Source organism: Pseudacidovorax sp. RU35E, assembly GCF_900156165.1.
Taxonomy (GTDB): Bacteria; Pseudomonadota; Gammaproteobacteria; order Burkholderiales; family Burkholderiaceae_C; genus Xenophilus.
Genome location: NZ_FTMY01000002.1, coordinates 534,668 through 561,507, shown reverse-complemented (window position 1 = coordinate 561,507; position 26,840 = coordinate 534,668). Strand labels below are relative to the sequence as shown.

General features: G+C 69.1%; 24 protein-coding genes and 2 riboswitches. Of the genes, 18 read left to right on the top strand and 6 right to left on the bottom strand.

Features of this window, described 5'->3' with window-relative positions; genetic code table 11:
• Positions 1–4: 4 nt before the first annotated feature.
• The 4 genes from BXA03_RS05455 to BXA03_RS05440 all read left to right on the top strand — a co-directional run bounded on the left by BXA03_RS05455 (position 5) and on the right by BXA03_RS05440 (position 4,914).
• Entirely contained in the window at positions 5–1,309 is a 1,305-nt protein-coding gene (locus BXA03_RS05455) for an ArgE/DapE family deacylase (RefSeq protein WP_076504692.1), read from the top strand.
• Between the two features lie 125 nt (positions 1,310–1,434).
• A complete protein-coding gene (locus BXA03_RS05450; protein ID WP_076504690.1) occupies positions 1,435–1,698 on the top strand; it encodes a type B 50S ribosomal protein L31 in 264 nt (87 codons plus the stop codon).
• A gap of 139 nt (positions 1,699–1,837) precedes the next feature.
• Positions 1,838–3,574: a hypothetical protein gene (locus BXA03_RS05445; protein WP_076504688.1), complete on the top strand. Its 1,737-nt coding sequence runs from the start codon at positions 1,838–1,840 to the stop codon at positions 3,572–3,574.
• Positions 3,571–4,914, top strand: coding sequence for an MATE family efflux transporter (locus BXA03_RS05440; protein WP_076504686.1), 1,344 nt, complete (start codon positions 3,571–3,573; stop codon positions 4,912–4,914). Before BXA03_RS05445 ends, BXA03_RS05440 begins: the two co-directional genes overlap by 4 nt.
• A gap of 27 nt (positions 4,915–4,941) precedes the next feature.
• Here the strand turns inward: BXA03_RS05440 and BXA03_RS05435 are convergent, their stop codons facing one another.
• Positions 4,942–5,364, bottom strand: coding sequence for an FKBP-type peptidyl-prolyl cis-trans isomerase (locus BXA03_RS05435; RefSeq protein WP_076504893.1), 423 nt, complete (start codon positions 5,362–5,364; stop codon positions 4,942–4,944).
• Positions 5,365–5,554: 190 nt separating this feature from the next.
• Here BXA03_RS05435 and BXA03_RS05430 point away from each other — a divergent pair, with 190 nt between their 5' ends.
• The 4 genes from BXA03_RS05430 (at position 5,555) to BXA03_RS05415 (ending at position 9,384) form a co-directional block, all read left to right on the top strand.
• On the top strand, positions 5,555–6,955 hold the full coding sequence (locus BXA03_RS05430) for an ethanolamine ammonia-lyase subunit EutB (protein ID WP_076504684.1): 1,401 nt from the start codon (positions 5,555–5,557) through the stop codon (positions 6,953–6,955).
• A complete protein-coding gene (eutC, locus tag BXA03_RS05425) occupies positions 6,952–7,791 on the top strand; it encodes an ethanolamine ammonia-lyase subunit EutC (protein ID WP_076504682.1) in 840 nt (279 codons plus the stop codon). The genes BXA03_RS05430 and eutC overlap by 4 nt, the downstream gene beginning before the upstream one ends.
• A 296-nt stretch (positions 7,792–8,087) precedes the next feature.
• The gene (locus BXA03_RS05420; RefSeq protein WP_076504681.1) at positions 8,088–8,696 is read left to right on the top strand and encodes a peroxidase-related enzyme; all 609 of its coding nucleotides are present in this window, start codon (positions 8,088–8,090) and stop codon (positions 8,694–8,696) included.
• A gap of 52 nt (positions 8,697–8,748) precedes the next feature.
• A complete protein-coding gene (locus BXA03_RS05415; protein ID WP_076504891.1) occupies positions 8,749–9,384 on the top strand; it encodes a biliverdin-producing heme oxygenase in 636 nt (211 codons plus the stop codon).
• 45 nt (positions 9,385–9,429) lie between these two features.
• Here BXA03_RS05415 and BXA03_RS05410 read toward each other — a convergent pair whose 3' ends face one another.
• Positions 9,430–11,148, bottom strand: coding sequence for a phosphoethanolamine transferase (locus tag BXA03_RS05410; RefSeq protein ID WP_076504679.1), 1,719 nt, complete (start codon positions 11,146–11,148; stop codon positions 9,430–9,432).
• Positions 11,149–11,194: 46 nt separating this feature from the next.
• On the bottom strand, positions 11,195–11,893 hold the full coding sequence (locus tag BXA03_RS05405) for a phosphatase PAP2 family protein (protein WP_076504677.1): 699 nt from the start codon (positions 11,891–11,893) through the stop codon (positions 11,195–11,197).
• 108 nt (positions 11,894–12,001) lie between these two features.
• Between BXA03_RS05405 and BXA03_RS05400 the strand changes: the two genes are divergently transcribed.
• Together BXA03_RS05400 and BXA03_RS05395 are read left to right on the top strand one after the other, a co-directional pair.
• Positions 12,002–12,697 carry a winged helix-turn-helix domain-containing protein gene (locus BXA03_RS05400; RefSeq protein ID WP_076504675.1) on the top strand — a complete coding sequence of 232 codons (696 nt, stop codon included), beginning with the start codon at positions 12,002–12,004 and terminating at the stop codon, positions 12,695–12,697.
• Complete coding sequence (locus BXA03_RS05395) at positions 12,694–14,148, top strand: ATP-binding protein (RefSeq protein WP_234983595.1); 1,455 nt, start codon at positions 12,694–12,696, stop codon at positions 14,146–14,148. Before BXA03_RS05400 ends, BXA03_RS05395 begins: the two co-directional genes overlap by 4 nt.
• A gap of 12 nt (positions 14,149–14,160) precedes the next feature.
• Here the strand turns inward: BXA03_RS05395 and BXA03_RS05390 are convergent, their stop codons facing one another.
• On the bottom strand, positions 14,161–14,583 hold the full coding sequence (locus BXA03_RS05390; protein WP_076504673.1) for an acyl-CoA thioesterase: 423 nt from the start codon (positions 14,581–14,583) through the stop codon (positions 14,161–14,163).
• A gap of 161 nt (positions 14,584–14,744) precedes the next feature.
• On the opposite strand from BXA03_RS05390, the gene BXA03_RS05385 reads away from it, so the two are divergent.
• The 7 genes from BXA03_RS05385 (at position 14,745) to gcvP (ending at position 24,540) form a co-directional block, all read left to right on the top strand.
• On the top strand, positions 14,745–16,448 hold the full coding sequence (locus tag BXA03_RS05385) for an electron transfer flavoprotein-ubiquinone oxidoreductase (protein ID WP_076504671.1): 1,704 nt from the start codon (positions 14,745–14,747) through the stop codon (positions 16,446–16,448).
• 206 nt (positions 16,449–16,654) lie between these two features.
• On the top strand, positions 16,655–17,629 hold the full coding sequence (locus BXA03_RS05380) for a TRAP transporter substrate-binding protein (RefSeq protein ID WP_076504669.1): 975 nt from the start codon (positions 16,655–16,657) through the stop codon (positions 17,627–17,629).
• A 78-nt stretch (positions 17,630–17,707) separates the two neighbouring features.
• Positions 17,708–18,202, top strand: coding sequence for a TRAP transporter small permease (locus tag BXA03_RS05375; protein WP_076504667.1), 495 nt, complete (start codon positions 17,708–17,710; stop codon positions 18,200–18,202).
• A complete protein-coding gene (locus BXA03_RS05370; protein WP_076504665.1) occupies positions 18,199–19,476 on the top strand; it encodes a TRAP transporter large permease in 1,278 nt (425 codons plus the stop codon). Before BXA03_RS05375 ends, BXA03_RS05370 begins: the two co-directional genes overlap by 4 nt.
• 22 nt (positions 19,477–19,498) lie before the next feature.
• Positions 19,499–19,596, top strand: a riboswitch (glycine riboswitch).
• A gap of 12 nt (positions 19,597–19,608) precedes the next feature.
• Positions 19,609–19,716: riboswitch (glycine riboswitch) on the top strand.
• Between the two features lie 42 nt (positions 19,717–19,758).
• Positions 19,759–20,904: a glycine cleavage system aminomethyltransferase GcvT gene (gene gcvT, locus BXA03_RS05365; RefSeq protein ID WP_076504886.1), complete on the top strand. Its 1,146-nt coding sequence runs from the start codon at positions 19,759–19,761 to the stop codon at positions 20,902–20,904.
• Between the two features lie 176 nt (positions 20,905–21,080).
• Positions 21,081–21,461: a glycine cleavage system protein GcvH gene (gene gcvH, locus BXA03_RS05360; RefSeq protein WP_076504663.1), complete on the top strand. Its 381-nt coding sequence runs from the start codon at positions 21,081–21,083 to the stop codon at positions 21,459–21,461.
• Between the two features lie 181 nt (positions 21,462–21,642).
• A complete protein-coding gene (gcvP, locus tag BXA03_RS05355; protein WP_076504661.1) occupies positions 21,643–24,540 on the top strand; it encodes an aminomethyl-transferring glycine dehydrogenase in 2,898 nt (965 codons plus the stop codon).
• 89 nt (positions 24,541–24,629) lie between these two features.
• Here gcvP and BXA03_RS05350 read toward each other — a convergent pair whose 3' ends face one another.
• Positions 24,630–25,064: a winged helix-turn-helix transcriptional regulator gene (locus BXA03_RS05350; protein ID WP_076504659.1), complete on the bottom strand. Its 435-nt coding sequence runs from the start codon at positions 25,062–25,064 to the stop codon at positions 24,630–24,632.
• 109 nt (positions 25,065–25,173) lie between these two features.
• Between BXA03_RS05350 and BXA03_RS05345 the strand changes: the two genes are divergently transcribed.
• A complete protein-coding gene (locus BXA03_RS05345; RefSeq protein WP_076504657.1) occupies positions 25,174–25,791 on the top strand; it encodes an FMN-dependent NADH-azoreductase in 618 nt (205 codons plus the stop codon).
• Positions 25,792–25,899: 108 nt separating this feature from the next.
• On the opposite strand, the gene BXA03_RS05340 is transcribed toward BXA03_RS05345, so the two are convergent.
• On the bottom strand, positions 25,900–26,754 hold the full coding sequence (locus BXA03_RS05340) for an alpha/beta hydrolase (RefSeq protein ID WP_076504654.1): 855 nt from the start codon (positions 26,752–26,754) through the stop codon (positions 25,900–25,902).
• Between the last annotated feature and the right edge of the window lie 86 nt (positions 26,755–26,840).

Here is a 26,840-nt window from a genome sequence, read left to right as displayed (position 1 = left end):
GCCCATGGCTGCCACCCCCACCCCCGACCAACTGCGCGACGCGGCCCAGGCCCTGACGCCCTGGATGATCGACACGCTCAGCGCCTTCGTCGCCGCGCCCAGCCCATCCGGCGCCGAGCAACCGGCTGCCGACTTCCTGGAAGGCCTGATGCAGGACATGGGTCTGGACTGCGAGCGCATCGTGCTCGACAGCCGGCAGATCGAGGGCCTGGCCCTGTTCTCTTGCCCCTGCGATCCGGACGGCGGCCGGCACAACCTTCTGGCCCGCCACCTGCCACCCGCGGGTTCAAAAGGCCGCTCGGTGCTCTTCAGCGGCCATCTGGACGTGGTGCCGACGGGCCCGGAATCGCTGTGGACCACCGGCCCCTACGTGCCGCGCGTGGAAGACGGCTGGCTGTACGGCCGCGGCGCCGGCGACATGAAGGGTGGCATCGTCTGCGCGCTGGCCGCGCTCCAGTTGCTGCGCACGCTGGGATTCGCTCCGGCCGGCACCGTCGGCTTCAATGCCGTGCTGGACGAAGAGAACACCGGCAACGGCACGCTCGCCACCCTGCATGCGCTGCAGACCGCCCGGGCCAAGGCGAAGCTGACCGACTTCGACGCCGTCATCATTCCCGAGCCCTTCGGCGAGACGCTGATGAGCGCGCAGGTGGGGGTGAGCTGGCTGTTCGTCACCCTGACCGGGCGGCCCGCCCATGTCGCCTACATGGGCCAGGGGCTTAACCCCATCGAGGCGGCGATGGCGATCATGACGGACCTGAAGGAGCTGGAGGCCGAGTGGAACCGGCCCGAGAACCGCCACCCTGCCTTCGCCGACGTGGCGCACCCGGTCAACTTCAACCTGGGCCGGATCGAGGGCGGGGAATGGAATTCCTCGGTGCCCTGCACCTGCACGCTGGGCCTGCGGATCGGTTACTACCCCGGCATGGACCCGGCAGATGTGGAGGCCCAGGTCGGCGCGCGCATCCGCGCTAAGGCGCGCGCGCTCAACCCGGCCCTGGTGGTCGAGATCGACGCCCGCGGCCACCGCTCGCCCGGCTGCGTCTACGACCTGGAGGCGCCCGCCATGCGCACGCTGGCCGACGCCCACGAGAAGATCGCCGGCCAGCCGCCGGCGCGCCTCGCCTGCACGGCCACCACCGACGGCCGGCACTTCCGGCTTTTGAGCGACATCCCGGTGACCAACTATGGGCCCGTGGCCCGCAACATCCACGGTATCGACGAAGCCGTGTCGCTCAAAAGCATGCAACGCGTGACGGCCGCCATGGCCCAGTTCATCGTCGACTGGTGCGGCGTGGTGAAGGCCTGAACAGCCGGGCGCTCGGCGTGCTGGCGCTCTCTGAACTGCCGCGCTAGAATCGAGGGCTTTTCGCGGCAAGTGCTGGCACGATGGTTGTGCACAGTGGCTCCCGCATCGACGCTCAAGGAATCACCATGGCCAAAGAAGGCATCCATCCCGACTACCGCGAAGTCCTGTTCCTGGACCTGTCCAACGGCTTCAAGTTCGTCACCCGCTCCTGCGTGAACACGCGCGAGACCGAGACCTTCGAAGGCAAGGAATACCCCCTGTACAAGCTGGACACCTCCAGCGAGTCGCACCCCTTCTACACCGGCACCCAGAAGTCGGTGGACAACATGGGCGGCCGCGTCGAGAAGTTCCGCAACAAGTTCGGCAAGACCGCGCTGTCCTCCAAGTAAGCCGTCTTTGCACACAGCGCCGCCCCGTGCGGTGCACCGAGGGCAGCCCGGATCTCCGTGCTGCCCTTTGTTTTTTCCCCCATGCGCCGCCCGCTGATCCGGGCCGCACGCCCGCCCGCCAGACCGTGAGCCCCGCGCATTGAGCCCCCCCAATCCCGCCATCGTTGCCCAGAACGCCGTGCGCCGCCTGCCCCGGGCGGCGCTGCTGCTGTTGTGTGCCGCCTACCTGATGCCCGGCCTGCTGGGCCGGGGGCCGTGGAAGAGCGCGGATGTCGCCTCCTTCGGCTACATGGCTGCGCTGGCCGAGGGCGGCGGCGGCATCGCGCGCTGGCTCGATCCGCTGCTGCTCGGCCTGCGGCCCGAGATTCCGGCCCTGCTGCCGTACTGGATCGGGGCCTGGGCCATTCAGCTCTCGCCCTCGTGGCTGCCGCCGGACCTGGCGGTGCGCATCGTCTTTGCGGTGATGCTGTGGTGCACCTTCACCGCCACCTGGTACGCGGTCTATTACCTGGCCCGGACGCCGCGGGCCCAGCCCGTGGCCTTCGCCTTCGGTGGCGAGGCCCGCCCGACGGACTATGCCCGCGCCATGGCCGACGGCGGTCTTCTCGCGCTGATCGCCAGCCTGGGCCTGGCCCAGTTGGGCCACGAGACGACGCCGGCGCTGGCACAGCTCTTCTTCGCGTCGCTGCTGTTCTACGGCACGGCGGCGCTGCCCTACCGCCGCGCCGGCCCGCTCATGACCTTCGGCATCGGCACGCTGGGGCTGGCACTCAGCGGCGCGCCCTCCATGGGCCTGATCCTCAGCGGAGGCTGCGCGGTGCTGGCCTGCCGCGAATGGCTGCTCGGCCAGCGTGAGCCCGACGGCGACGCCAGTCCGGTATACGACCGCACCGGCGTCCTGGGCCTGGCGGCGCTGGCATTGACCGGGGCAGCTGTGGCGGCCGCCCTCGGCCAGTTCCACTGGAACCTCTCCCTGCCCGGCAGCAACCCCAACGAGCGCCTCATCGCCGAGGCTCGCGGGTTGCTCAAGCTCTTCCTGTGGTTCACCTGGCCGGCCTGGCCCCTGGCGATCTGGACGCTGTGGCGCTGGCGCCGGCAACTGACGGCCCGGCATGTGGCGCTGCCTCTGGGCTTCATGCTGGCGGCCTCGTTCTCGACCATCTTCACGGACTTCGGCGAACGCTCGCTGCTGATCGGCCTGCCGGCCTTCGCGACGCTGGCGGCCTTTGCCTTGCCCACCTTCCGGCGCAGCGTGTCGGCACTGATCGACTGGTTCACCCTGCTCTTCTTCAGCGGCGTGGCGCTGTTCATCTGGGTGTACTGGGTTTCTCTGCACACGGGCGTGCCGGCCAAGCCGGCCGCCAACGTCTACCGCCTGGCGCCGGGTTTCGTGCCCGACTTCTCCTGGATCGGCTTCGGGCTGGCGCTGGCGGCCACCATCGCCTGGGCCTGGCTGGTGCGCTGGCGCACCGGGCGCCACCGTGCCGCGCTCTGGAAGACGATGGCCCTGCCCGCCGGCGGCGCCGCGCTGTGCTGGCTGCTGCTCATGACCCTGTGGCTGCCACTGCTCGACTACGCCCGCAGCTACGAACCCCAGGTCCGCGCGCTGTCGCAACGCATGGGCGCGCAGCCCGGCTGTGTGGACGAGCTGGGCCTCAATCGCGCCCAGATCGCCGCGCTGCGCCACCATGGCCGCCTGACACTGCAGCCGCTGGCACGCGGCAGCCAGTGCAATTGGCTGCTGGTGCATCCGGACTACCTCTTCAGCCTGCCCAACCAGGTCCGCATGGCCGACTGGCATTTCGAGGGCACCTTCCGCCGGCCCACCAGTCCCAGCGACGACCTGCTGCTGTTCCGCCGACAGGCACCGCAGTGAGCGAGCGGCGCCTCATCGCCCGGCACGCCGGCACGGTGCTGGTCGGCCAGATGGCGACCATGGCCTTCGGCGTCACCGACACCGTGGTGGCCGGCCGCTTCGATCAGGAGGCGCTGGCGGCGCTGTCCATCGGCGCGGCCATCTTCATCAGCGTCTTCGTGGCGCTGACCGGCACCCTGCAGGCCCTGCTGCCCGTCTGGGCCGAGCTGCATGGCGCCGACCGTCGCGAGGCCATGGGCCGCTCCGTGCGCCAGGCGCTATACCTGTGCGCGGCCGCCACGGTGGTCGGCGCGACGCTGCTGCTGTCGCCCGGCCCGCTGCTGGCATGGACCGAGGTGCCGCCCGCCATGCGCGGCGCGGTCGGCCAGTACCTGGCGGTGCTGGCCGCGGCACTGCCGGCGGCGCTGCTCTTCCGTATCTACGCCACGCTGAACCAGTCCATCGGCCGGCCCAGCTTCGTCACCTGGCTGCAGGTCGGGGCACTGGCGGTCAAGGTCCCGCTGTCGATCTGGCTGACTTTCGGCGGCGTGGGCGTGCCCGCATTGGGCCTGATGGGCTGCGCGCTCGCCACGCTGACCGTCAACTGGCTGATGCTGGCCGTCGCGGTGCTGATGCTGCGCCACCGACCCGAATACCAGCCCTATCGCCTCTGGCGCCGGCCCGAGCGGCCGGACTGGCCGCAACTGGGCACCTTCGCCCGGCTGGGCGTGCCGGCGGGACTGTCGGTGATGGTCGAGGTGAGCTCCTTCACCTTCATGGCGCTGTTCATCGCCCGCCTGGGCAGCACGGCCACGGCTGCGCACCAGATCGCGTCCAACCTCACGGCCGTCGCGTACATGGTGCCGCTGTCGCTGGGCCTGGCCACCAGCGCCCGGGTCGGCTACTGGATGGGTGCCGGGCGGCCGGACCAGGCGCGGCGCGCCTGCTGGCAGGGTCTGGGCATGGCGGTGCTGGCGGCCCTGATGGTGGCCGGCCTGCTGCTGGCCCTGCGCGGCACCGTCGTCCAGTTCTACACGCGGGAGGCCGCGGTGGCCCACCTGGCCGCAGGCCTGCTTGTGGCCTGCGCCGCCTACCACTTGGCGGACGCGACGCAGACGCTGTGCATCTTCGTGCTGCGCTGCTTCCGCATCACGGTGGCGCCCCTGCTGGTGTATTGCGCCCTGCTGTGGGGCGTGGGGCTGGGCGGCGGCTACCGGCTGGCCTACCACGGCCTCGGGCCCTGGCCGGCGCAGCATTCGCCGCTGGCGTTCTGGGTCATGGCGGCCGCGGCATTGGGCGCCGCGGCGTTGATCCTGCTGGCCCTGCTGCGGCTTGCGGTAGGCCGCGCAGGCCGCCGCTGATACGGCACGGCGGCCGGGCGCCGGGGTTCAGCGGCCCTGGATGCCCAGCAGTTCGACCTCGAAGTTCAGCGTGGCATTGGGCGGAATCACGCCGCCCGCGCCGCGGCTGCCGTAGGCGATGGCAGGCGGGCACACCAGCTTGGCCTTGCCGCCCACCTTCATCTTCTGCAGGCCCTCGGTCCAGCAGGGGATCACGCGGTTGAGGGGGAATTCGGCCGGCTGGTTGCGGGCGTAGGAGCTGTCGAATTCCTTGCCGCTGTCCGGGAAGGTGCCGCGGTAGTGCACCCGCACCGTGTCGGTCGCCGAGGGGCTGGGGCCGGTGCCCTCCTTGACGCTCTGGTAGACCAGCCCGCTGGGCGTGGTGACGGCGGCGCCCTGGGCGTGAACAGCGCCACTGGCGATGAGAAGGGTGGCGGCAGCGGCGCCAACAGCACGCGAAACGATGGTCATGGGCTCTCCCGACGTGGAAAAGCGGCGGATCATAAGCGGCGCCCCGACGCGCTCTGCGCTCCCGCCGCAGCAGCTCAGCCCGAGCGCGGGCCCGGAACCTGCATCGCTTGTCCTACCCGGCAGCCGGGCGGCGAGCGCGATCATGCGTCGGTCTCCCGCCACGGCCGGCCCTCGCCCACCGACACCGCCCATGCGCTATCGCACGACGATCCAGCATCAGGTCTTCGACTTCGACGATCTTCGCCAGGTGATGGCCTGCGCCAGCCCGGCGCGCTCGGGCGACTACCTGGCCGGCGTTGGCGCCGCGACCGCGCAGCAACGCATGGCGGCGCGGCATGTGCTGGCCGACACGCCGCTCAGGCAGTTCCTCAGCGAGGCGCTGGTGCCCTACGAAGAGGACAACATCACCCGGTTGATCCTCGACGGCCATGACGCCGCCGCCTTCGCACCGGTGTCGCATCGCACGGTGGGCGATTTCCGCAACTGGCTGCTGTCCGATGCGGCGGACACCGCGGCGCTGACCGCGCTGGCGCCTGGGCTCACACCGGAAATGGTGGCCGCCGTCTCCAAGCTGATGCGCAACCAGGACCTGATCGCCGTCGCCCGCAAGTGCCAGGTCACCACCCGCTTCCGCAACACCCTCGGTCTGCCCGGCCACCTGGCCGTACGGCTGCAGCCCAACCATCCGACCGACGATCTGCGCGGGATCGCCGCCTCCACCCTGGACGGCCTGCTCTATGGCGCGGGCGATGCGGTGATCGGCGTCAACCCCGTCTCGGACAGCCTGCCGGTGCTCGAGCGGCTGCAGCACATGCTGGCCGAGGTCATCGAGCGCTTCGCCATTCCCACCCAGAGCTGCGTGCTGACGCATGTGACCAACACGATGAAGCTGATGGAGCGCGGCGCGCCGGTGGATCTGGTCTTCCAGTCCATTGCCGGCACCGAGAAGGCCAACCTCTCCTTCGGCGTGACACCCGAACTGCTGGACGAAGCCTGCGAGGCCGCCCGCGCCTTGGGCCGCGGCACGCTGGGCGACAACGTCATGTACTTCGAGACCGGCCAGGGCAGCGCGCTGTCGGCCAATGCGCACCATGGCGTCGACCAGCAGACCTGCGAGGCGCGGGCCTATGCGCTGGCGCGGCGCTACCGGCCGCTGCTGGTCAACACCGTCGTGGGTTTCATCGGGCCGGAATACCTGTTCGACGGCAAGCAGATCATCCGCGCCGGCCTGGAAGACCACTTCTGCGGCAAGCTGCTGGGCCTGCCCATCGGCTGCGACGCCTGCTACACCAACCATGCCGAGGCCGACCAGGACGACATGGACACGCTGCTGGTGCTGCTGGCCACGGCCGGCCTCACCTTTCTGATCGGCGTGCCGGGGGCGGACGACGTGATGCTCAACTACCAGAGCACCTCCTTCCACGACGCCCTCTTCCTGCGCGACACCCTGGGGCTGGCCCGGGCACCCGAGTTCGAGGCCTGGTTGCAACGCATGGGCATCACCGGCGCCGATGGCCGGCTGCGGCCAGACAGTGCACCGGCGCTGCAGCAGGGCATGGAGCGGCTGCATCTTCTGGAAGGCCCCGCATGAACGCCCTACCCACCGATCCTGCCCAGGCCAGCACGGGAAACGCCCCAGCAGAAGAGGGTTCCTCCCCGCCCGTCACGCCCGACGCCTGGCAGGCCTGGCGCGCCGCCACGCCCGCCCGGCTGGCCCTCGGCCGTGCGGGCAGCGGCATGCCCACCGACGAGACGCTGCGCTTCGGCTGGGCGCATGCCATGGCGCGCGATGCCATCCATGCGGCGCTGGACGCCGACGCGCTCGTCCGGTCGCTCGAAGAAGACGGCTGGTCCGTCCTGCGTGCCCGCAGCCAGGCGCCGGACCGGGCCACCTACCTGCGCCGGCCCGACCTGGGACGCAGCCTGGATGCGGCCGACGCCGAAGCCTTGCGCGTGCGGCCGGAAAGGGGATGCGATCTCTGCCTGGTGGTGGGCGACGGCCTGTCGTCGCTGGCCATCGAGCGCCATGCGCGGCCGCTCCTGGCCGCCCTTCGCGCGCAGCTGCCGGCCGACCTGCGCATCGCGCCCGTCGTCGTGGCCACGCAGGCGCGCGTCGCGTTGGCCGACGAGGTGGGCGAGGCCCTGGGCGCCCGCCTCGGCGCGATCCTGATCGGCGAGCGGCCCGGCCTTTCCAGCCCGGACAGCCTGGGCATCTACCTCACCCACGAACCGCGACGCGGCCGTCACGATGCGCAGCGCAACTGCATCTCGAACGTGCGTCCGGAGGGCCTGGGCTACGAGGCGGCCGCCTTCAAGCTCGGCTGGCTGGTGCGCGAAGCGCTGCGCCGCGGGCTGACCGGCGTTCAGCTCAAGGACGAGAGCGATGACGCGGTGCTCGACGACGACCGCCCGCCCCGCATCGACTGACAAAGAGCCCTGTCCGGCGCTTCAGCGCAGCAGGCTCAGACCATGCGCGAGGCCGACGGCGAGGCCGCCGGCGTTGATGACGAGACCGAGGAGGCGACGGGGGGCGGTGATGGCGGTGTTCATGGACATCAATGCTAGGCAGCAGACCGTCGGCTGTGAATTCGAACGTTCTCATCGCAGCCATAGCCAGCGCTGAGGATCCTGCGCCACGCGCAACCCGCGCGACCGTGCTCCCCTCAGCCGCTGCCTATGATCGCCACTGAACAACGCTGCCTACAAGACAGGAGACATCCGCCATGAGCCAACGCTACCCGCTTGCCGAACTCGACAAGGTCCCCGAGGACATCCGCGCCCGCATCCTGGCCGTGCAGGAGAAGGCGGGCTTCGTGCCCAACGTCTTCCTGGCGCTGGCCCGCCGCCCCGCCGAATGGCGCGCCTTCTTCGCCTACCACGATGCGCTGATGGAACCCGAAAGCGTGGGCCGCACCAGCGCACTCAGCAAGGGCGACCGCGAGATGATCGTCACCACCACGAGTGCGGCCAACCAGTGCCTCTACTGCGTGGTGGCGCACGGTGCGCTGCTGCGCATCTACGAGAAGAAGCCGCTCGTGGCCGACCAGGTGGCCGTCAACTGGCGCAAGGCCGACATCTCCGAGCGCCAGCGCGCCATGCTGGCCTTTGCGATGAAGGTGTGCGAGCGGTCGCACGAGGTCGACGAGGCCGACTTCGCCGCTCTGCATGCCCACGGCTTCGACGACGAGGACATCTGGGACATCGCCGCCATCACCGCCTTTTTCGGTCTGTCGAACCGGCTGGCCAGCTTCAGCGGCATGCAGCCGAATCCGGAGTTCTTCCTGATGGGCCGTGTGCCGCGCGAGAAGCCGGCTGATAAACCCGTACGGTAAGGGCGCGCCGGGCGGCCTGCCTATGATCGCCGGCAACCCGCCGTCGCCTTCCATGACCCCTGCGCCCATCGCCGATCCGTCCTCGCCCCCCACCGCCCCGGCCATCGACCCGCTGCAGCGCCTCCGCGCAGCCACTTCCGCGCTTCACGCCAGGCTCGACACCGGGCTTCCGATCGCCCGCGAGGGCGCCGGTCCGGATGACTATATGCGGCACTTGGCGTTGCTGCGCGGCTGGGTGGGGCTGTTGCAGCAGTCCGGTGCCGCATCACGACGTCTGGATGACGAGCGCGATGCACTGGATGCCGAGTTGGCCGATTGCCAGCGCCTGCTGGGCCAGCCCGCGCCGCGCGTCGAAGTCCGCGCGGTGCCCGACGCTGCCCTCACCGCCGATGGTGCGGACTGGGGTCTGGCCTATGTGCTGGAAGGTTCCCGGCTGGGCGGGCAGGTGCTTCACAAGCGGCTGGCGCCAGCCATGGTCCCCCTGCCCCTGACCTACCTGCGCGGCGCAGGGGCCGGCACGGGCCCGCGGTGGAAGCAGTTCGTCGCCGAGCTCAAGGAAGCCCTGACCAACGAAGCCCGCATGGACGCGGCGGCCGCGGCGGCACGGCACGCCTTCGAATTGCTGCTGCGATGCCATGAAGCCCTGCCGACGGTGCAGGGCGAATCGGCATTCAGGCCGCTAGGCTGATGTGCTGACTCACGACGGGCGCGGTTGCCCGGCCTTCACGGCGGCTCAGCCCGCCACCGAATGCCGGCAAGCCTGGAAGGCGTCCAGCGTCGGCGCATAGGTGGGGCTCTTCACGTCCACAAGGCCCATCACCGTGTGGTACAGGTTGTCGTGGGTCAGCGGCGTGTCGACCGACTTGCGCAGGCAGGCGTCCGGGACGCCTGTGCGTTCGCCCAATCCGCCATCGAGCCACACCACGAAGGGCACCTGCTTCTGGACGTCGGGCGCGAACGAGTAAGGCACGCCGTGCAGGAAGAGCCCGTACTCACCCAGCGACTCGCCGTGGTCGCTCAGGTAGAGCATGCCGGTGTCGAAGCGGCTGCGGCGCGCCTTGAGCCAGTCGATGGCGTCACCCAGCACGCGGTCGGTGTGCGCGATCGAGTTGTCGTAGGCGTTGATGAGCTCGCTGTGGGCGCAGTCTGCCAGTGTCACCGTGCGGCACTCGGGCTGGAAGGGCTTGCCGTTCGGCGGCGAGCGACGGAAGTAGGCGGGGCCGTGGCTGCCGATCTGGTGCATGACCAGCACCACACCGCGGGCCACGCGCTCGGGCGGCAAGGCGGCGATGCGCTCGTCCAGGCCCTTGAGCATGATGTCGTCCAGACATTCGTCCCCGCTGCACAGGCTGGGGTTGGCGGCGATCTGCGCGGCGTCGTTGGCTTCCGCGTGCGGCACCCGGTCGCATACGCCCTTGCAGCCGGACTGGTTGTCGATCCAGAGCACGGCCAGGCCGGCGGCCTGCAACACGTCGAGGAGGTTCTCGTAGTCGTTCTTGCGGGCTTCGAAGTCCTGCTTGCCGAGGTGCGAGAACATGCAGGGCACGGACGCGGCGGTATTGGTGCCGCAGGAGCGCACATCGCCGAAGCTCACCACGCCGCGGGCCTTGAGCGCAGGCGTGGTGTCGCGGGCATAGCCGTTGAGGCCGAAATGGTCGGCGCGGGCCGTCTCGCCCACCACCAGCATCAGCAGGCGCGGCCGGGTCTGGGCGGCATAGCTCGCGCCCAATGCCGCGCCCCCTGAAATGGGCACCAGCTTGCGGCTGCGATGCAGCAGCGGCCGGGTCGCCGCCATGCTGAAGGAATAGACGCTTGCCAGCGGATTCATCATGTAGCGCAAGTGGGGCTGGTTGCGCATGAGCGGCGCCAGCTGGCGCGACATGAGCATTCCGCCGCCCACGGTCACCGCCACCGCCGCGACGAAGAGCACCGCATTGCGCCAGAGCGCCTGCAGCGGCCGCTGCGGAATCACCGGCACCCACCACAGCCAACCGATGGCCGGCACGGCCACGAGCAGCACCCGCACCAGCATGGTCAGGCTGAGCAGGTCGCGCGCTTCGCCCGGATCGGTCTGCAGGACGTTGAGGGCCATGGACGGATCCATCACCATCCGGTAGGTCGCCATGTAGTGCTGCACCACCGCGGCCACGAGCACCAACAGCATCCACAGCGGCTTCATGAAGCGCGACCAGGCCGTCAACGACAGCAGGGCGACAAGACCGCCGCCGAGAAGCCACGCCATGCCGAAGATGTTGGGCACGTAGAGGCTGGGTGCGCGGCCCAGCTGCGCGAGTTCCATCCACAGGGGCCAGTTGGCGGTCAGCAGCAGATAGGCCGTCAGCACCAGGACGATCGTGCGCGGGGAGCGCGCCTGCAGCACCCACCCGCGCTGCGGTTCGAAGTCGAACGTGGAAGGCTCGCGCAGGACCGGCGCGGGAGAGATCAACGGCATCGCCGAAGCGTAGGGGTTGGCAGTGAAGTCACTCTGAACCTCGGCTTCAGGCGTTGTTCAGCTTGCCAGACATGACGGGCCGGCGCAGTCCCGCCATCGCCCCATCGACCGCCCAACCGGCCATCCAGCACAGCCAGCCACTCCACAACGTGTGACTCAGAAAATGCGCACCGCGCATCTGCTGCCCCACGCCGAATGCCAGACCCGCGGCCAGCGCCGCCAGCAACCATCCGCGGGCAAACACGGTCGAATGCCGCCGCCACACGAACCAGCCCCCCACGAAGCCGAAGGCGGCCGACGCATGGCCGGCTGGGAAGCAGTGCCCGGGTCCACCGTCAGACACGCGCCAGCGCCAGTGCGACACGTGCTCGGCCACCCCGCCGAAGGCCCGCAGATCCCAGGGGCAGCTGGTGAGACTCAGCTTCTTGACCAGCGTGACGGCTCCCACCGCGGCGAGCACCGACAGCACCAGTTGCCAGCGCTCGGCGCGCACCAGCCGACGCCAGGGGCCCATGGGCAGCCACACGGCCGCCAGCATTGCGAGCGTCAGGGCCCAGCTGAGCGTCTTGCCGCCGTTGTGCATCAGTCGGTTCAGCGCCCAGTCGGCCCGCAGGGGAAAGCCGAACGGCGTGCCGGAAAGGCCGGCCAGCCACAGATCTGCCCCACTCAGATCCCAGGCGACCAGGGCGGCGGTGAGGGCCACCGTGGGCCACAGCGGGGAAACGGGACGGGCAGGTGCAACCATGAAGCGGGCGAAGGCTATTCGCACGCGGTGAATGCAGGCTGAAACAAGGCCTGGGCATGGCCCGACCGTTGACGGCCGGAAAGGCCGGCCGCACTAGACTCGGCGTCCATGCGCATCCTTCTCGTCGAAGACGATCTCAACCTGGCGGACGCGGTCTGCAGCTATCTGCGGGCCAAGGCCTTCATCGTCGATGCGGTGCCCAGCCTGGCCGGTGCGCGTGCGGCACTGGCGAGCGCCCGCTACGCGGCCGTGCTGCTCGACCTGCACCTGGGCGATGGCGACGGACTGATGCTGATGCCCGGCCTGCGCATGTTGCCGGAGCGGCCGATCGTGCTGGTGCTCACCGCGCGCGACCAAGTCAGCGACCGCATCCGGGGCCTGGATGCCGGGGCCGACGACTACCTGATCAAACCCTACGACCCGGCGGAGCTGCTGGCCCGGCTGCGCGCCGTGGAACGCCGTCGCAGCAGCGTGGAATCCGCCACCGTCCGCCTGGGCTCCCTGGAAATCGACCTGGGCAACGACCAGGCCCGCGTGCGCGGCGTGCCGGTCACCCTCACGCAGAAGGAGTGGGCCTTGCTGCGGGTGATGGCCAGCCGCCCGGACCGGATCCACAGCCGCGAGACGCTGCTGGATGCACTCTACGGCTTCGATGACGACACCGACAGCAACACGCTGGAGGTGTTCGTCAGCCGGCTGCGGCGCAAGCTCGGCCGCTCGCACATCCAGACATTGCGCGGGCTGGGCTACCGGCTGGTTCCCGGAGACGACCCGCCCGAGGCCGTGGCGGAGCCAGATACATGAGCGCCCGGCCCGCCGGATCGAAGATGCCGGGTGTTGCCGGCGATGGCGACGGCCTTCCGCCGGCCGCCCGCCTTTCCGCGAAGACTGCGCGCTTCGCCGACGCTGCGGACGGACTGCAGGGCAATCTGCAACGCGCCTCCCTCGCAGCACGCCTGACCCGCACCCTCATCCTGTCGGTGGGCGCGATCTGGCTGCTGTGCGTGCTGGCCGTGGTCTGGTATGTGGACCGCGAAATCAGCTTCAACTTCGACAACGAGCTCGTCGAGGTGTCGCACCGCATGTTCGACATTGCCGTGGAGCAATACGACGGACTGTCGGGAGGCAAGACGCCGCAGCAACCGCTGGTGGCGCCGGCGCCCCTCTTCATCCAGGACGAGGTGGTCTACCAGATGGTCGACAGCGGCACCCACCTGCTGCTGCACTCGTCCAATGCGCGGCCCGACTACTTCGACGTCCCGCTGGCGCCCGGCTTTGCCGACACGCCCGACTGGCGCATCTACACCGTGCGGCATCCCACGCGTGACCTGTACCTTCAGGTGGCTGATCCCATCTCCGAACGACGCGAGGCCGTGGACCGCACGCTCTTCGGCCTGATGGTGCCGCTGATCACCACGCTGCCCCTGCTCGGACTGGTGCTGTGGCGCATCGCCAGGCGGGAGCTGCGGCCGCTGAAGGCCCTGGCGCAGGAGATCGCCCAGCGCAGCAGTACCGACCTGCGGCCCATCTCGCTCACCGGACTGCCGCACGAGCTGCGCTCGGTCGGTGACGACGTCAACCACCTGCTGGAGCGGCTCGCACAGGCCCTCAACGTGGAGCGCGCGCTGGCCGCCAACGCGGCACACGAGCTGCGCACGCCGCTGGCCGCCGCGCGCCTCCGGTTGCAGACTGCACTGGACCACGGCCTGGCGCGCCACCACGTGCAGGCGGCGCTGGACTCGCTGCGGCAACTGAGCCACCGCGCCGAGAAGCTGCTGCAACTGTCGCGCGCCGAGTCCGGGGCGGCATTGGCGCGCCGGCCGGTCGACCTGGTCAAGCTGGCCGGCGCGGTCGCCGAAGAGTTCTGGCAGGACACGCGCGCCGCCGAACGGCTCACCCTGCATGTGCCCGAGGAAGCGATCTCCCCCGTCCATGGGGACGTCGACGCCCTGGCCATCGCCCTGCGCAACCTGATCGAGAACGCGCTGCGCTACGCCCCGGACGGCACGGTCGAGCTGGAAGTGACCGCGCCTGGCACGGTGCTGGTCCGCGACAACGGGCCGGGCGTGGCGCCCGAGCAGCTGAAGGCCCTGCGCGAACGCCACGTGCGGCAGACCGACGACCGCACGGGCTACGGCCTGGGGCTTTCCATCGTGACCACCATCGCCCAGCATCAGGGCGCCGACCTGCAGCTGCTGTCGCCGCCACCCGGGCGCACCCACGGCTTCGAGGCACGGCTGTCGATGCCCGGCTGACCGGGCGACCGACTAGTCAGCGACCAGGGCGCGCAGCCACTCGGGCAGCGGCTTGGCCTTCTGCGCCGGAAAGTCCACCCAGATGGTGGTGGCGCCACCGGCAGCGCAGACCACCTCCGGTGCCTCGGCACGGGCCATGGTGGCCCAGCTTTCAAAGGTGGTGCGCGCCGGGTCGCTGACATACATGCGCAGCAGCACGTCGCCGGGGTACTCGATCTGGCGGTAGAAGTTGCAGAAGGCATTGACGATCACCATGCCCTCGCCCTTCGGGTCGGGCTGGAAACCGATGGACCGCATCCAGTCGATGCGGGCCGTCTCCATGTAGCGGAAGTAGGTGCCGTTGTTGAGATGGCCCATGGCGTCCATGTCGCCCCAGCGGATGGGGAGGGTCATCTCGTACACCAGCGTCTTGTGATCGGGAATCTCGATGCGCATGGCGATGCATCGTAGGTGCTGAAGCGAGGCCTGCGAGAGCGGTGTCGCCCGGGGACGGAGTCACCCATGTGACCAGAGGCTGACCTCTAGAATGCGCAGTGCTTCACAGGCGTCACCCACCCGGGGCCCGCCCCTTCGAACCCCCATCTCCGACCCACCCGATGACACAAGAAGAGATCCTCGCCCAGTTCGGCCCGCGCGAAGCCATGGAGTACGACGTCGTGGTCGTCGGCGGCGGCCCCGCCGGCCTCTCGGCCGCCATCCGCCTCAAGCAGCTCGCCGCGCTCAACGACAAGGAGATCTCGGTCGTCGTGCTGGAGAAGGGCTCGGAGCCCGGCGCGCACATCCTGTCGGGCGCCATCATGGACCCGCGCGCCCTCACCGAGCTGATCCCCGACTGGCAGGCCAAGGGCGCGCCGCTGAACCAGCCGGTCACGGCCGACACCTTCCTGCTCATGAGTGAGACGGGCGCCACCCGCGTGCCCAACTTCATGCTGCCGCCCAACTTCCACAACGAGGGCAACTACATCGTCAGCCTCGGCAACGTGGTGCGCTGGCTCGCCGCGCAGGCCGAAGAGCTGGGCGTGGAGATCTTCCCCGGCTTCCCGGCCGCCGAGGTGCTCTACAACGACGACGGCTCGGTCAAGGGCGTGGCCACCGGCAACCTCGGCATCGGCAAGGATGGCGAGCCGACCGAGAACTTCCAGCTCGGCATGGAGCTGCATGCCAAGTACACGCTGTTCGCCGAAGGCGCGCGCGGCCACCTGGGCCGGCAGCTGATCAACCGCTTCAAGCTCGACGACGGCCGCGACCCGCAGAGCTACGGCATCGGCATCAAGGAACTGTGGGAGATCGACCCCGCCCGCCACGAGCCCGGCCTGGCGATCCACACCGCCGGCTGGCCGCTGCCCAATGACACCTACGGCGGCTCATTCGTCTACCACGCCGAGAACAACCAGCTGATCATCGGCTACGTGGTGGGCCTGGACTACCAGAACCCGCACATGAGCCCCTTCGAGGAGTTCCAGCGCTTCAAGACGCATCCGAACATCCGCTGGTACCTTGAAGGCCAGGATCAGGGCCTCAAGCCCGCCAAGCGCATCTCGTACGGCGCGCGCGCCATCACGGCCGGCGGCCTGCTGTCGCTGCCGAAGACGGTGTTCCCGGGCGGCGCCCTGATCGGCTGCGAGGCCGGCTACCTGAATGCCAGCCGCATCAAGGGCAGCCATGCCGCCATCAAGACCGGCATGCTGGCCGCCGACGCCGCCTTCGAGGCGGTGCAGGCCGGCCGCCAGTTCGACGAACTGGCCGCCTACCCCGAGGCCTTCGAGAAGAGCTGGCTGCACACCGAGCTGTACAAGGCGCGCAACTTCAAGCAGTGGTTCAAGAAGGGCCTGACGGTGGGCACGGTGATGACGGGCATCGAGCAGTTCGTGCTGCGCGGCCACATCCCCTGGACCATCCACCGCACCGAGGCCGACCATGCGCGCCTGAAGCCGGCGGCCGAGTGCAAGAAGATCGTCTACCCCAAGCCCGACGGCAAGCTCACCTTCGACCGCCTGAGCTCGGTGTTCATCAGCAACACCAACCACGAAGAGAACCAGCCGGCGCACCTGACGCTGAAGGACCCGACGGTGCCCACGCGCATCAACCTGCCCGAGTACGCCGGCCCCGAAAGCCGCTACTGCCCGGCAGGCGTGTACGAGTTCGTGCCCGACGAGGCGGCGGGCGGCGGCAAGGAGCGGCTGCAGATCAACGCGCAGAACTGCGTGCACTGCAAGACCTGCGACATCAAGGACCCGACGCAGAACATCGTGTGGGTCACGCCCGAGGGCGGCGGCGGGCCGAACTACACGGGGATGTGACGTCGGCGGCAGGCTGCAGGCCACGGCACGAGAAGGCGCCTTCGGGCGCCTTTTTGCTGCCCGTTCCGCAGCTGTTGCTGCATGCCGACCTGGGCTGCGTCCGTGAAAGTCCCGACGCGGTGAACAGGGGGCGCAGGCATAGTCCGCACCTCTACAGGTGCTGGGCAATCCAGCCACCTTGCCGCAGCGAATCAGGAGACTCCCCCATGAAACTCACCCGTCTGGCCGCCGGCCTCGTCCTGGGCCTTGGCATGGCTTGCGCCGCGCTGGCGCAGACCACCATGAAGATCAGCATCTCGGTCGCGCAGAACTCGCACCAGGGCGTGGCCATCGACACCTTCGCCAAGGAGGTCGAGAAGCGCACCAATGGGCGCTACAAGGTCCAGACCTTCTACAACGGTGCCTTGGGCGGCGAACGCGAATCCATCGAGGCGGTGCAACTGGGCACGCAGGAGCTGGCCTTCTCGTCCACCGGTCCGGTGCCCAACTTCGTGCCCGAGACCAAGATCCTGGACGTGCCCTTCCTGTTCCGCGACAAGGCCCATGCGCGCGCCGTGCTCGACGGCCCCATCGGGCAGGACCTGCTGAAGAAGTTCGACGCCAAGGGCTTCAAGGCGTTGGCCTGGGCCGAGAACGGCTTCCGCCACATGACGAACAGCAAGCGCGACGTGAAGGCCCCCGAGGACCTCAAGGGCCTGAAGATGCGCACGATGGAGAACCCGGTCCATATCGCCGCGTACAAGACCTTCGGCATCATCACCACGCCAATGGCCTTCCCCGAGGTCTTCACCGCCCTGCAGCAGGGCACGGTGGACGGCCAGGAAAATCCGCTGCCCGTGATCATCTCGGCCAAGTTCGACCAGGTGCAGAAGCACCTGTCGCTCACGGGCCATGTCTACTCGCCCTGCATCTTCGTGATGAACAAGGGCGTGTTCGACAAGCTTGCACCGGCCGACCAGCAGGCCTTCCTGGACGCCGCCAAGGAGGCCGCCAAGGCCAACCGCGCCCGCGTGGACGAGGACGACGCCCGGGGCGTGGCCGACCTGCGGGCCAAGGGCATGACGGTGATCGACAACGTCGACAAGGCGAAGTTCGTGGCGGCGCTCGCACCGGCCCAGGCTCAGTTCGAAAAGGACTTCGGCAAGGCCAACCTCGACCGCATCCGCAACTACCAGCCCTGACCGCGCCCAGGCACCACGCCTGCGCTTTCGGCCCGCCCCCGCCGGCGGGCTTTTTCATTCCCAAGAAACGCCTGTGAGATGAAAGACAAGTTCCTGGCCTTCGAACGCCGGACCACCGCGCTGTCCATGGCACTGGCCTGCCTGATGCTGGTGGTGGCCGCGTCGCTCGGCATGTTCCAGATCGTCACCCGCTTCGTGCTGGAGCAGCCGGCGGAATGGAGCGAGATCCTGATCCGCATCAGCCTGATCTGGATGGTGTTCCTGGGCATTCCGATGGCCTTCCGCCAGGGGGCGATGGTGAGCGTGGACGTGCTCTACCGCTGGAGCGGGCCTTCGATGCGGCGGCTGCTCGATGCGGTGGTCAGCCTCGCGGCGCTGGCCCTGATCAGCGTCATCCTGTGGTGGGGCTTCGACTACGCGATGCGCGGCCGTGTGCAGTCCATGGCGGGGCTCGAAAGCCTGTCGATGGTGTGGGCCTACCTGGCCTTGCCCGTGGGGGCGGTCTTCTCCATCTTCGGCATCGTGGGCAATTACCTCGATCCCAAGCGGCTAGAACTGGAGACCGCGCAATGACGCCCATCATGGTCGGCACGATGGTGCTGTGTTTTGCGCTGTCGGTGTCGGTGGCGGTGTCCATCGGCCTGGCGTCCATCGTCGGCATCCAGGTCAACGGGGCCAACATGCTGATCTCCGCCAAGGAGATGTTCAACGCGATCAACAAGTTTCCGCTGGCGGCCATTCCCTTCTTCATTCTGGCCGGCAACCTGATGGAGACGGGTGGCATCTCGCGCCGGCTGGTCGAGTTCGCCAAGAGCATCGTGGGCGGCGTGCAGGGCGGCCTGCCAATGACCTGCGTGCTGACCTGCATGATCTTCGCGGCGGTGTCCGGCTCGTCGGTGGCCACCACCTTCGCCATCGGCGCCATCCTGATCCCGGCGCTCATCAAGCACGGCTATCCGACCAACTACGCCGCCGCGCTGCAGGCGACGAGCGCCGAGCTGGGCGTGATCATCCCGCCGTCCATCCCGCTGATCCTGTATGGCGTGAGCGCCGAGGTCTCGATCGGCGAGCTGTTCATCGCCGGCTTCGGCCCGGGGCTTCTCATCAGCGGCGCGCTGATGCTGTTCGTCTGGGCGTACTGCAAGTGGAAAGGCTGGGGCAAGAACGATGGCGACGGACGCATGCCCTTCGGCCGCGCGCTGCTGCAGGCCGGCTGGGCACTGCTGATGCCGGTCATCATCCTGGGCGGCATCTACGGCGGCGTGTTCACACCCACCGAGGCATCGGCGGTCGCCGTGTTCTACGCCCTGGTGGTGGGCCTCGTCATCTACCGCGAGATCCGCCCTGCGGACCTCTACGCCATCCTGCGCAAGTCGGTGCTGTCGTCGGCGGTGATCATGTTCATCATCGCCAACGCCGGGCTGTTCGCCTTTCTGATCACCCGCGCTGGCGTGCCCGAGGCCATCGGCCACTGGCTCGAAGCCGTGCTGCAGTCGCCCACGATGTTCCTGCTGGGCGTCAATGCCGCCCTGTTCGTCATCGGCATGTTCATCGAGACCAGCGCGGCCATCATCGTGCTGGCACCGATCCTCGCGCCCGTAGCCCAGCACTTCGGCATCGACCCGGTGCATTTCGGGCTGATCATGGTGGTCAACCTGGCGCTCGGCATGATCACCCCGCCCTTCGGCGTCAACCTGTTCGCCGCCTGCACAGTGGCGCGCATCTCGCTGGACAAGATCGTCACGCGGCTGATCCCGTTCATCCTCGTGGTGCTCGCCTGCCTGATGGTCATCACCTATGTGCCGGCCATCTCGCTGGGCCTGCGCGATCTGGTGTACGGCCGCTGAGCGGCTTTCTTCCACTACACTGCGCCCTTCGTCAGGAGAGAGCCCCGCGCGACGGGGCCGCCGAAGGCGCAGGACTCCAAAGAGTTCCGAACGCTCAGGCAAAAGGACTGGCGGCACGTCCCGGGTTCGGGGCGTTTCCCTGCTGGAGAGAGGCGTCGCGGCCCAGGTCGCGCGTCCACCGAAGGAGCAAGCCCCCATCGCGGGGTGAATCTCTCAGGTAAAGCGGACAGCCGGGGTGGACCACGACAGCCGTCGTGGCGCTGTACACCCCGTGAGATGCCCATGTCCGCTGCTGCCCCTTCTTCCGCTGCCCCCCTTCTCCACACCCCGCTGCACCGCCTGCACGTCGAACTGGGCGCCCGCATGGTGCCCTTTGCCGGCTATTCGATGCCCGTGCAGTACCCCGCCGGCCTGATCGCAGAGCACCGCCACACCCGCACGGCCGCCGGGCTCTTCGACATCTCCCACATGGGCCAGCTGCGCGTCTCGGGCCCCGGGGCCGCCGCGGCGCTGGAGACGCTGATGCCGGAGGACGTGATCGGCCTGGCCCCCGGAAAGCAGCGCTACGGCCTGCTGCTGGACGAGGCGGGAGGCATCCTCGACGACCTGATGTTCTTCAACGAAGGCGGCGACTCCTTCTTCGTGATCGTCAACGGCGCCTGCAAGGCGGCCGACATCGCCCACATCCAGGCCCGCATCGGCCAGCGCTGCACGGTGCAGCCCCTTCCCGACCACGCGCTGCTTGCGCTCCAGGGCCCGCAGGCGGCGGCCGTGATGGCGCGCCTGGCGCCCGGCAGCGAGCGCCACGTGTTCATGACCGGCGGCACCATGGCCATCGGCGGCATTCCAGCCTTCGCCACCCGCAGCGGCTACACCGGCGAGGACGGCTTCGAGATCTCCGTGGCCGCCGCCGACGCCGAGCGCCTGGCCCGCCTGCTGCTGGCCCAGCCCGAGGTGGCGCCCATCGGCCTGGGCGCGCGCAACTCGCTGCGGCTGGAGGCGGGCCTGTGCCTTTACGGCAACGACATCGACACCACCACCACGCCGGTCGAGGCCGGGCTCACCTGGGCGATCCAGAAGGTGCGCCGCACCGGCGGCGAGCGTGCAGGCGGCTTTCCGGGGGCGGACAAGGTGCTGGCCCAGCTGGACGGCAGCGCGCCGGCCACACGCCGCCGCGTCGGCCTGATGGCCCTGGAGCGGGTGCCGGTGCGCGAGCACACCGCGCTGCATGTACCGGGCGGCGCGGCCATCGGCGAGGTGACCAGCGGCCTGCTCGCGCCCACCGTGGACAAGCCCATCGCCATGGGCTACGTCGATGCGGCCCACGCCGCCGTCGGCACCCGCATCGACGCGCTGGTGCGCGGCAAGCCGGTGCCGATGGAGGTGGTGCCCATGCCCTTCGTACCGGCGCGCTACTACCGCGGCTGAACCACGCCGCACGGCCGTTCCCGCCCGCTTCGAGCCATGCCGCATCGCACCCGCCCCGTCAGACAAATGCCGACGCGCCTGCGCCCCGAGCGTACACGCGGCCGCCCCGCCCTGCGCTGATACTCGTCGCTCGACCTTTTCCTTCAATCCCCCTCTTCTTCTTTCAGGAGCCCCGCATGACCATTCACTACTCCAAGGACCACGAGTGGATCGAGATCGCCGACCACGAAGCCGCCACCGTCGGCATCACCGTGCATGCGCAGGAAGCGCTGGGTGACGTGGTCTTCGTCGACCTGCCCGAAGTCGGCAAGACCTTCAAGCAGGGCGAAGTGGCCGGCGTGGTCGAGTCCGTCAAGGCCGCGGCCGACATCTACATGCCCGTCACCGGCGAAGTCGTCGAAGTGAACGAAGCCCTGCGCGCCGACCCGTCGCTGGCCAACAGCGACCCGATGGGCACCGGCTGGTTCTTCAAGGTGCTTCTGCAGGACAAGGACATGGCCGAGTTCGACCAGCTGATGGACGAACCGGGCTACGCCAAGTTCACCGAAGGCGCCTGAGCCCTGCGCTGGCGCGTCCGCACCGACGCGCCAGCATGCCTCCCACTCCCTCGGGGGAGAGGGTTGGGGTGAGGGCCACGGCCTGCCCTTCACCGCCTCGCTTCCATTGCCCTCAGGCCCCAGCTCCCGTTTCGCGAGAGCTCCCCGCTTCTTCTTCCCTTCACCCTGCCGGCCCGCTGCCATGAGCTCTTCCGCCCCGTCCCTGCGCGACCTCGAGAACCCCACCGAATTCATCGCCCGCCACATCGGCCCCGACGCCGAAGCCGAGGCGCGCATGCTGGCCACCGTGGGAGAAAGCTCGCGCGCGCAGCTCATCGACAGCATCGTGCCGCCCTCGATCCGCTGCAGCCATCCGATGCAGCTGCCGCCGGCCGTGACCGAGGCCGAGGCGCTGGCCGAGCTGAAGACCATCGCCTCGAAGAACCAGCGCGTGAAGAGCTTCATCGGCCAGGGCTACCACGGCACGCACACGCCGGGCGTCATCCTGCGCAACGTGCTGGAGAACCCCGCCTGGTACACCGCCTACACGCCCTACCAGGCCGAGATCAGCCAGGGCCGCATGGAGGCGCTGGTCAACTTCCAGACCATGGTGACGGACCTCACGGGCATGGCCATCGCCAACGCCTCGATGCTGGACGAGGCCACCGCCGCCGCCGAGGCCATGACCCTGGCCAAGCGCAGCGTCAAGAACAAGAGCAACCGCTTCGTCGTCGCCGGCGACGCGCACCCGCAGACCATCGAGGTGATCCAGACCCGCGCCGAGCCGCTGGGCATCGAGGTGGTGCTGGCCAATTCGCTGCAGGAATGGAACGACCTGCTGGCCGGCGACTACTTCGCCGTGCTGGCCCAGTACCCCGCCACCAGCGGCCGCATCGACGACCTGCGCGCCGATGCCGAACTGATCCACGGCAAGCAGGCCGCGCTCATCGTCGCCACCGACCTGCTGGCCCTGACGCTCATTGCCCCGCCCGGCGAATGGGGCGCCGACATCGTGGTCGGCAGCACGCAGCGCTTCGGCATGCCCATGGGCGCTGGCGGCCCGCATGCCGCCTTCATGGCCTGCCGCGACGAGTTCAAGCGCTCGCTGCCCGGCCGCCTGGTGGGCGTGAGCGTGGACAGCCACGGCGCGCCCGCCTACCGCCTGGCGCTGCAGACGCGCGAGCAGCACATCCGCCGCGAGAAGGCCACGTCGAACATCTGCACGGCGCAGGTACTGCCGGCCGTCGTGGCCAGCATGTACGCCGTCTACCACGGCCCGGCCGGGTTGACGCGCATCGCGCGCCGCGTGGCCGCCTACACCGCCATCCTGGCTGCAGGCCTGAAGCAGCTGGGGGCGCCGCTGCGCGAGGTGCCCAGCTTCGACACGCTGTCGCTGCACACCCAGGACCAGACCCAGGCCATCCTGGCGAAGGCGCTGTCGCTGGGCCTCAACCTGCGCGTCTACTTTGGCGAATACCTCTGCATCGCCCTGGACGAGACCACGACCCGCGCCGACCTGGCGCTGATCTGGCAAGCCTTCACCGCCGATGGTCAGGCGCTGCCGCGCGTGGAGGACTTCGAGGCGAACATCCCCTCGCTGATCCCCGAGCAACTGCAACGCAGCAGCGCCTTTCTGACGCATCCGGTCTTCAACACGCACCACAGCGAGACGGCCATGCTGCGCTACATCCGCAGCCTGTCCGACAAGGACCTGGCGCTGGACCGCAGCATGATTCCGCTGGGCAGTTGCACCATGAAACTCAACGCGACCAGCGAGATGATCCCGATCACCTGGCCCGAGTTCGCCGACGTGCACCCCTTCGCGCCTGCAGGACAACTGGCCGGCTATGCCGAGCTGGACGCGCAACTGCGCGAGTGGCTGTGCCAGGCCACCGGCTATGCCGGCATCAGCCTGCAGCCCAATGCCGGCAGCCAGGGCGAGTACGCCGGCCTGCTGGCCATCAAGGCCTGGCACGAGAGCCGGGGCGACAGCCACCGCAACGTGTGCCTGATCCCCTCGTCCGCGCATGGCACCAACCCGGCCAGCGCGCAGATGGTGGGCATGCAGGTGGTGGTGACGGCCTGCGACGCCAACGGTAACGTCGACATCGACGATCTGAAGCGTGCCTGCGAGAAGCATGGCGACAAGCTGGCCTGCATCATGATCACCTACCCCAGCACGCATGGCGTGTTCGAGACTCGGGTGAAGGAGCTGTGCGAGATCGTGCATGCCCACGGCGGCCGCGTGTATGTGGACGGCGCCAACATGAACGCGCTCGTGGGTGTAGCGGCGCCCGGGGAGTTCGGCGGCGACGTGAGCCACCTGAACCTGCACAAGACCTTCTGCATCCCCCACGGCGGCGGCGGCCCAGGCGTGGGCCCGGTGTGCGTGGTGGAAGACCTCGTGCCCTTCCTGCCCGGCCATGCGACGGGCGGCAAGCCGGCCACGGTCGGCGCGGTGTCTGCCGCGCCCTTCGGCAACGCGGCCGTGCTGCCGATCAGCTGGATGTACGTCCGCATGATGGGCGCCGAGGGCCTGAAGCATGCCACCGAGACGGCCATCCTCAACGCCAACTACATCAGCGCACGCCTCGCCGACCACTACCCCACGCTCTACGCCAGCGCCAACGGCCACGTGGCCCACGAATGCATCCTGGACCTGCGCGGCCTGAAGGAGAGCAGCGGCGTGATGGCCGAGGACGTGGCCAAGCGCCTGATCGACTACGGCTTCCATGCGCCGACGCTGAGCTTCCCGGTGGCCAACACGCTGATGGTGGAGCCCACCGAGAGCGAGCCGCTGGCCGAACTGGACCGCTTCATCGACGCGATGATCGCCATCCGCGGCGAGATCCGCCGCATCGAGGAAGGCGTGTGGCCGCGCGAGGACAACCCGCTGAAGAACGCGCCGCACACGGCGGCCACGCTGGCGGCCACCGACTGGGCGCATCCCTACTCCCGAGAGGTGGCGGCCTTTCCGCTGACCACGCTCAAGCAGGCCAAGTACTGGCCGCCGGTCGGGCGGGTGGACAACGTCTATGGCGACCGCAACCTGTTCTGCAGCTGCGTGCCGGTGAGCGAGTTGCAGGACGAATCGGCCTGAGCTGGGCTGCGTCGGCCGGATCCGGCCGGCGATCCGCGCGGTCCTGGGTTGTCGCCGGATCAGACGAGCCCTGACGGTCCAGGGCTTGCCTATCTACGCTGGTAGACCACGCCCTGAACCAGCACATGGTCCGGCTCTGGCGCCTCGTCGAAACGCTTGTGGGCCTCGGCGATGGCGGCCTGATTCTGGTCCGCCCAGGTGACCAGCGCCATGACCGGCGTCAGCAGCGTTCTTCCCAGGTCGGTGAGTTCGTAATCGACGCGGGGAGGAATCGTCGGATACATCGTCCGCGTCACCAGTCCATCCCGCTCCAGCCCACGCAGGGTCAGCGTGAGCATCCGCTGCGAGATGCCGTCGATGCCCCGCTTCAATTCGTTGAAGCGCCGCGATCCATCGGCCAGCAGGGCGACGATGTAGAGGCTCCACTTGTCACCGATGCGATCCAGGATTTCGCGGGTGGCAACACAGCCGCCCGTGTCGGGCGCAGGGGTGGTTGCAGGAAGCTTGCGGTGACCCGGTGACATGCGTGTGCCTTCTTGTGGGGAGATGGCAAGAACCATAGCATCCTTCGTACGAACTGGTAATTCAGGTTGTTCGAATTACTCGGTTCTGTTTGAGTACCTAGGAGCCGCCATGAGCCATGTCCTGCTTGTCACCTCCAGCCCGCGCGGAGCTGAAAGCCTGTCCGCCCGCTTCGCCACCGAAATCGCCGAAGGCCTCCAGGCCCGCTTGGGCGGCGCATTGACCGCGCGCGACCTGGCGGCGAATCCGCCGCCGCACATCACGCCGGCCTACATCCAGGGCCGGGTCACGGCACCGGAGCAACGCACCCCAGACCAGGCCGAGGCGGTGAAACTCGCCCAGGCCTTCATCGACGAGTTGAAGGCTGCCGACGTGATCGTGCTCGGCTCGGGCATGATCAATTTCGGTCTGCCCTCCCCGCTCAAGGCGTGGTTCGATCACATCACCTGGCCCGGCGTGACCTTCGGCTATGGCGACGCCGGTCCCAAGGGACTGCTGACCGGCAAGAAGGTCCATCTCGTGGCCGCGGCTGGCGGCGTGTTCTCGGAAGGTGTCTGGGCGCCGTACGACTTTCAAACGCCCTATCTGATGCACCTGCTCGGCTTCATCGGCCTGACCGATGTCGAGGTGGTCCGCGTCGAAGGCACGGTGTTCGGTCCCGATGCCGCGAGGGCGGCCATCGCCAGCACCGAAGCGGCCATCCAAACCCTGTTGGCGAACGCGGCCTGACCCCAGGGCCGGCAAAAGGGCCATCGCGCCAAGTGAGCGCGCATCTTCAGGGCGCTGGGCAAGCATCCCCTCCGAAACGGCTTGGGCGACGACGCGGCCGACCTCGGCTCAGCTCCCGATCGTGCGATCCAGGAAGCCCACGATCCGCGCCGTCACCTCGTCGCGGTTCGTCTCGTTCAGCAACTCGTGCCGGGCCTGCGGGTACAGCGTCAGTTCCACATCCTTGACGCCGGCATCCCGATAACGCTGCGCCACCAGTTGCAGCGCCGCACCGCCACCGGCGATAGGGTCGGCGTCGCCCGAGAGGATGAGGATCGGCAGGTCCGGCCGGATGCCGGCGAGCACGGCGGGATCGGCCGCGCGGGCCAGCGTCTCGATGCCCGTGAAGGGCTCCGGCACGAAGCCGCAGGCGGGGTCGGCGCAGTAGCGGTCCACCTCGGCCGCATCGCGGCTCAGCCACTCGAAGCCGGTGCGGTGCTCGAAGCCCTGGTTGAGCGAACTCAGGTCCACCGGGCCTGGCGCGGTCATCATCGCCACGATGCCGGAGACCTCGGTCGAGCCCAGCAGCACCGCCGCCTCCACGTCCCGCGAATGGTCGAGCAGGAACTGCTGCGTGGCGAAGGAGCCCATGCTGTGGCCGATGAGCGCGAGCGGCAGGCCGGGATGGTCCTGGCGGATGCGGTGGTTGAGTTGCAGCAGGTCGTCCACCCAGCCCGGCCAGCCGTCGCGGCCCCAATGGCCATAACGGCCCTGCGCCGTGCGGCCCGATCCGCGGCCGTCGGGCGCATAGACCAAGTAGCCCGCGGCAGCCAGCGCCTCGCCGAAGCGGCGGTAGCGCCCGCCGTGCTCGCCCAGCCCATGCTGGACCTGGACGATGCCGCGCGGCGCGCCCTCGGGGGACCAGCGCCAGGCCTGGATGCGGATGCCGTCGCGCGAGCTGAATTCGATGCTGTCTTCTGTCATGGAACGTCTCCTGGATGAGGGCAACGGACCATTCTAGGAAGCGGCCCCGGCCGGGCCGGACGCGCCGGCGTCAGCGCGCCGAACGC

What these genes read in the sequence shown, in the direction of transcription:
- BXA03_RS05455 (WP_076504692.1), top strand. Translation starts at nt 5, where the DNA reads ATGGCTGCCACCCCCACCCCCGACCAACTGCGCGACGCGGCCCAGGCC.
- BXA03_RS05450 (WP_076504690.1), top strand. Translation starts at nt 1,435, where the DNA reads ATGGCCAAAGAAGGCATCCATCCCGACTACCGCGAAGTCCTGTTCCTG.
- BXA03_RS05435 (WP_076504893.1), bottom strand. Translation starts at nt 5,364, where the DNA reads ATGACCATCGTTTCGCGTGCTGTTGGCGCCGCTGCCGCCACCCTTCTC.
- BXA03_RS05430 (WP_076504684.1), top strand. Translation starts at nt 5,555, where the DNA reads ATGCGCTATCGCACGACGATCCAGCATCAGGTCTTCGACTTCGACGAT.
- eutC (WP_076504682.1), top strand. Translation starts at nt 6,952, where the DNA reads ATGAACGCCCTACCCACCGATCCTGCCCAGGCCAGCACGGGAAACGCC.
- BXA03_RS05420 (WP_076504681.1), top strand. Translation starts at nt 8,088, where the DNA reads ATGAGCCAACGCTACCCGCTTGCCGAACTCGACAAGGTCCCCGAGGAC.
- BXA03_RS05415 (WP_076504891.1), top strand. Translation starts at nt 8,749, where the DNA reads ATGACCCCTGCGCCCATCGCCGATCCGTCCTCGCCCCCCACCGCCCCG.
- BXA03_RS05410 (WP_076504679.1), bottom strand. Translation starts at nt 11,148, where the DNA reads ATGCCGTTGATCTCTCCCGCGCCGGTCCTGCGCGAGCCTTCCACGTTC.
- BXA03_RS05405 (WP_076504677.1), bottom strand. Translation starts at nt 11,893, where the DNA reads ATGGTTGCACCTGCCCGTCCCGTTTCCCCGCTGTGGCCCACGGTGGCC.
- BXA03_RS05400 (WP_076504675.1), top strand. Translation starts at nt 12,002, where the DNA reads ATGCGCATCCTTCTCGTCGAAGACGATCTCAACCTGGCGGACGCGGTC.
- BXA03_RS05395 (WP_234983595.1), top strand. Translation starts at nt 12,694, where the DNA reads ATGAGCGCCCGGCCCGCCGGATCGAAGATGCCGGGTGTTGCCGGCGAT.
- BXA03_RS05390 (WP_076504673.1), bottom strand. Translation starts at nt 14,583, where the DNA reads ATGCGCATCGAGATTCCCGATCACAAGACGCTGGTGTACGAGATGACC.
- BXA03_RS05385 (WP_076504671.1), top strand. Translation starts at nt 14,745, where the DNA reads ATGACACAAGAAGAGATCCTCGCCCAGTTCGGCCCGCGCGAAGCCATG.
- BXA03_RS05380 (WP_076504669.1), top strand. Translation starts at nt 16,655, where the DNA reads ATGAAACTCACCCGTCTGGCCGCCGGCCTCGTCCTGGGCCTTGGCATG.
- BXA03_RS05375 (WP_076504667.1), top strand. Translation starts at nt 17,708, where the DNA reads ATGAAAGACAAGTTCCTGGCCTTCGAACGCCGGACCACCGCGCTGTCC.
- BXA03_RS05370 (WP_076504665.1), top strand. Translation starts at nt 18,199, where the DNA reads ATGACGCCCATCATGGTCGGCACGATGGTGCTGTGTTTTGCGCTGTCG.
- gcvT (WP_076504886.1), top strand. Translation starts at nt 19,759, where the DNA reads ATGTCCGCTGCTGCCCCTTCTTCCGCTGCCCCCCTTCTCCACACCCCG.
- gcvH (WP_076504663.1), top strand. Translation starts at nt 21,081, where the DNA reads ATGACCATTCACTACTCCAAGGACCACGAGTGGATCGAGATCGCCGAC.
- gcvP (WP_076504661.1), top strand. Translation starts at nt 21,643, where the DNA reads ATGAGCTCTTCCGCCCCGTCCCTGCGCGACCTCGAGAACCCCACCGAA.
- BXA03_RS05350 (WP_076504659.1), bottom strand. Translation starts at nt 25,064, where the DNA reads ATGTCACCGGGTCACCGCAAGCTTCCTGCAACCACCCCTGCGCCCGAC.
- BXA03_RS05345 (WP_076504657.1), top strand. Translation starts at nt 25,174, where the DNA reads ATGAGCCATGTCCTGCTTGTCACCTCCAGCCCGCGCGGAGCTGAAAGC.
- BXA03_RS05340 (WP_076504654.1), bottom strand. Translation starts at nt 26,754, where the DNA reads ATGACAGAAGACAGCATCGAATTCAGCTCGCGCGACGGCATCCGCATC.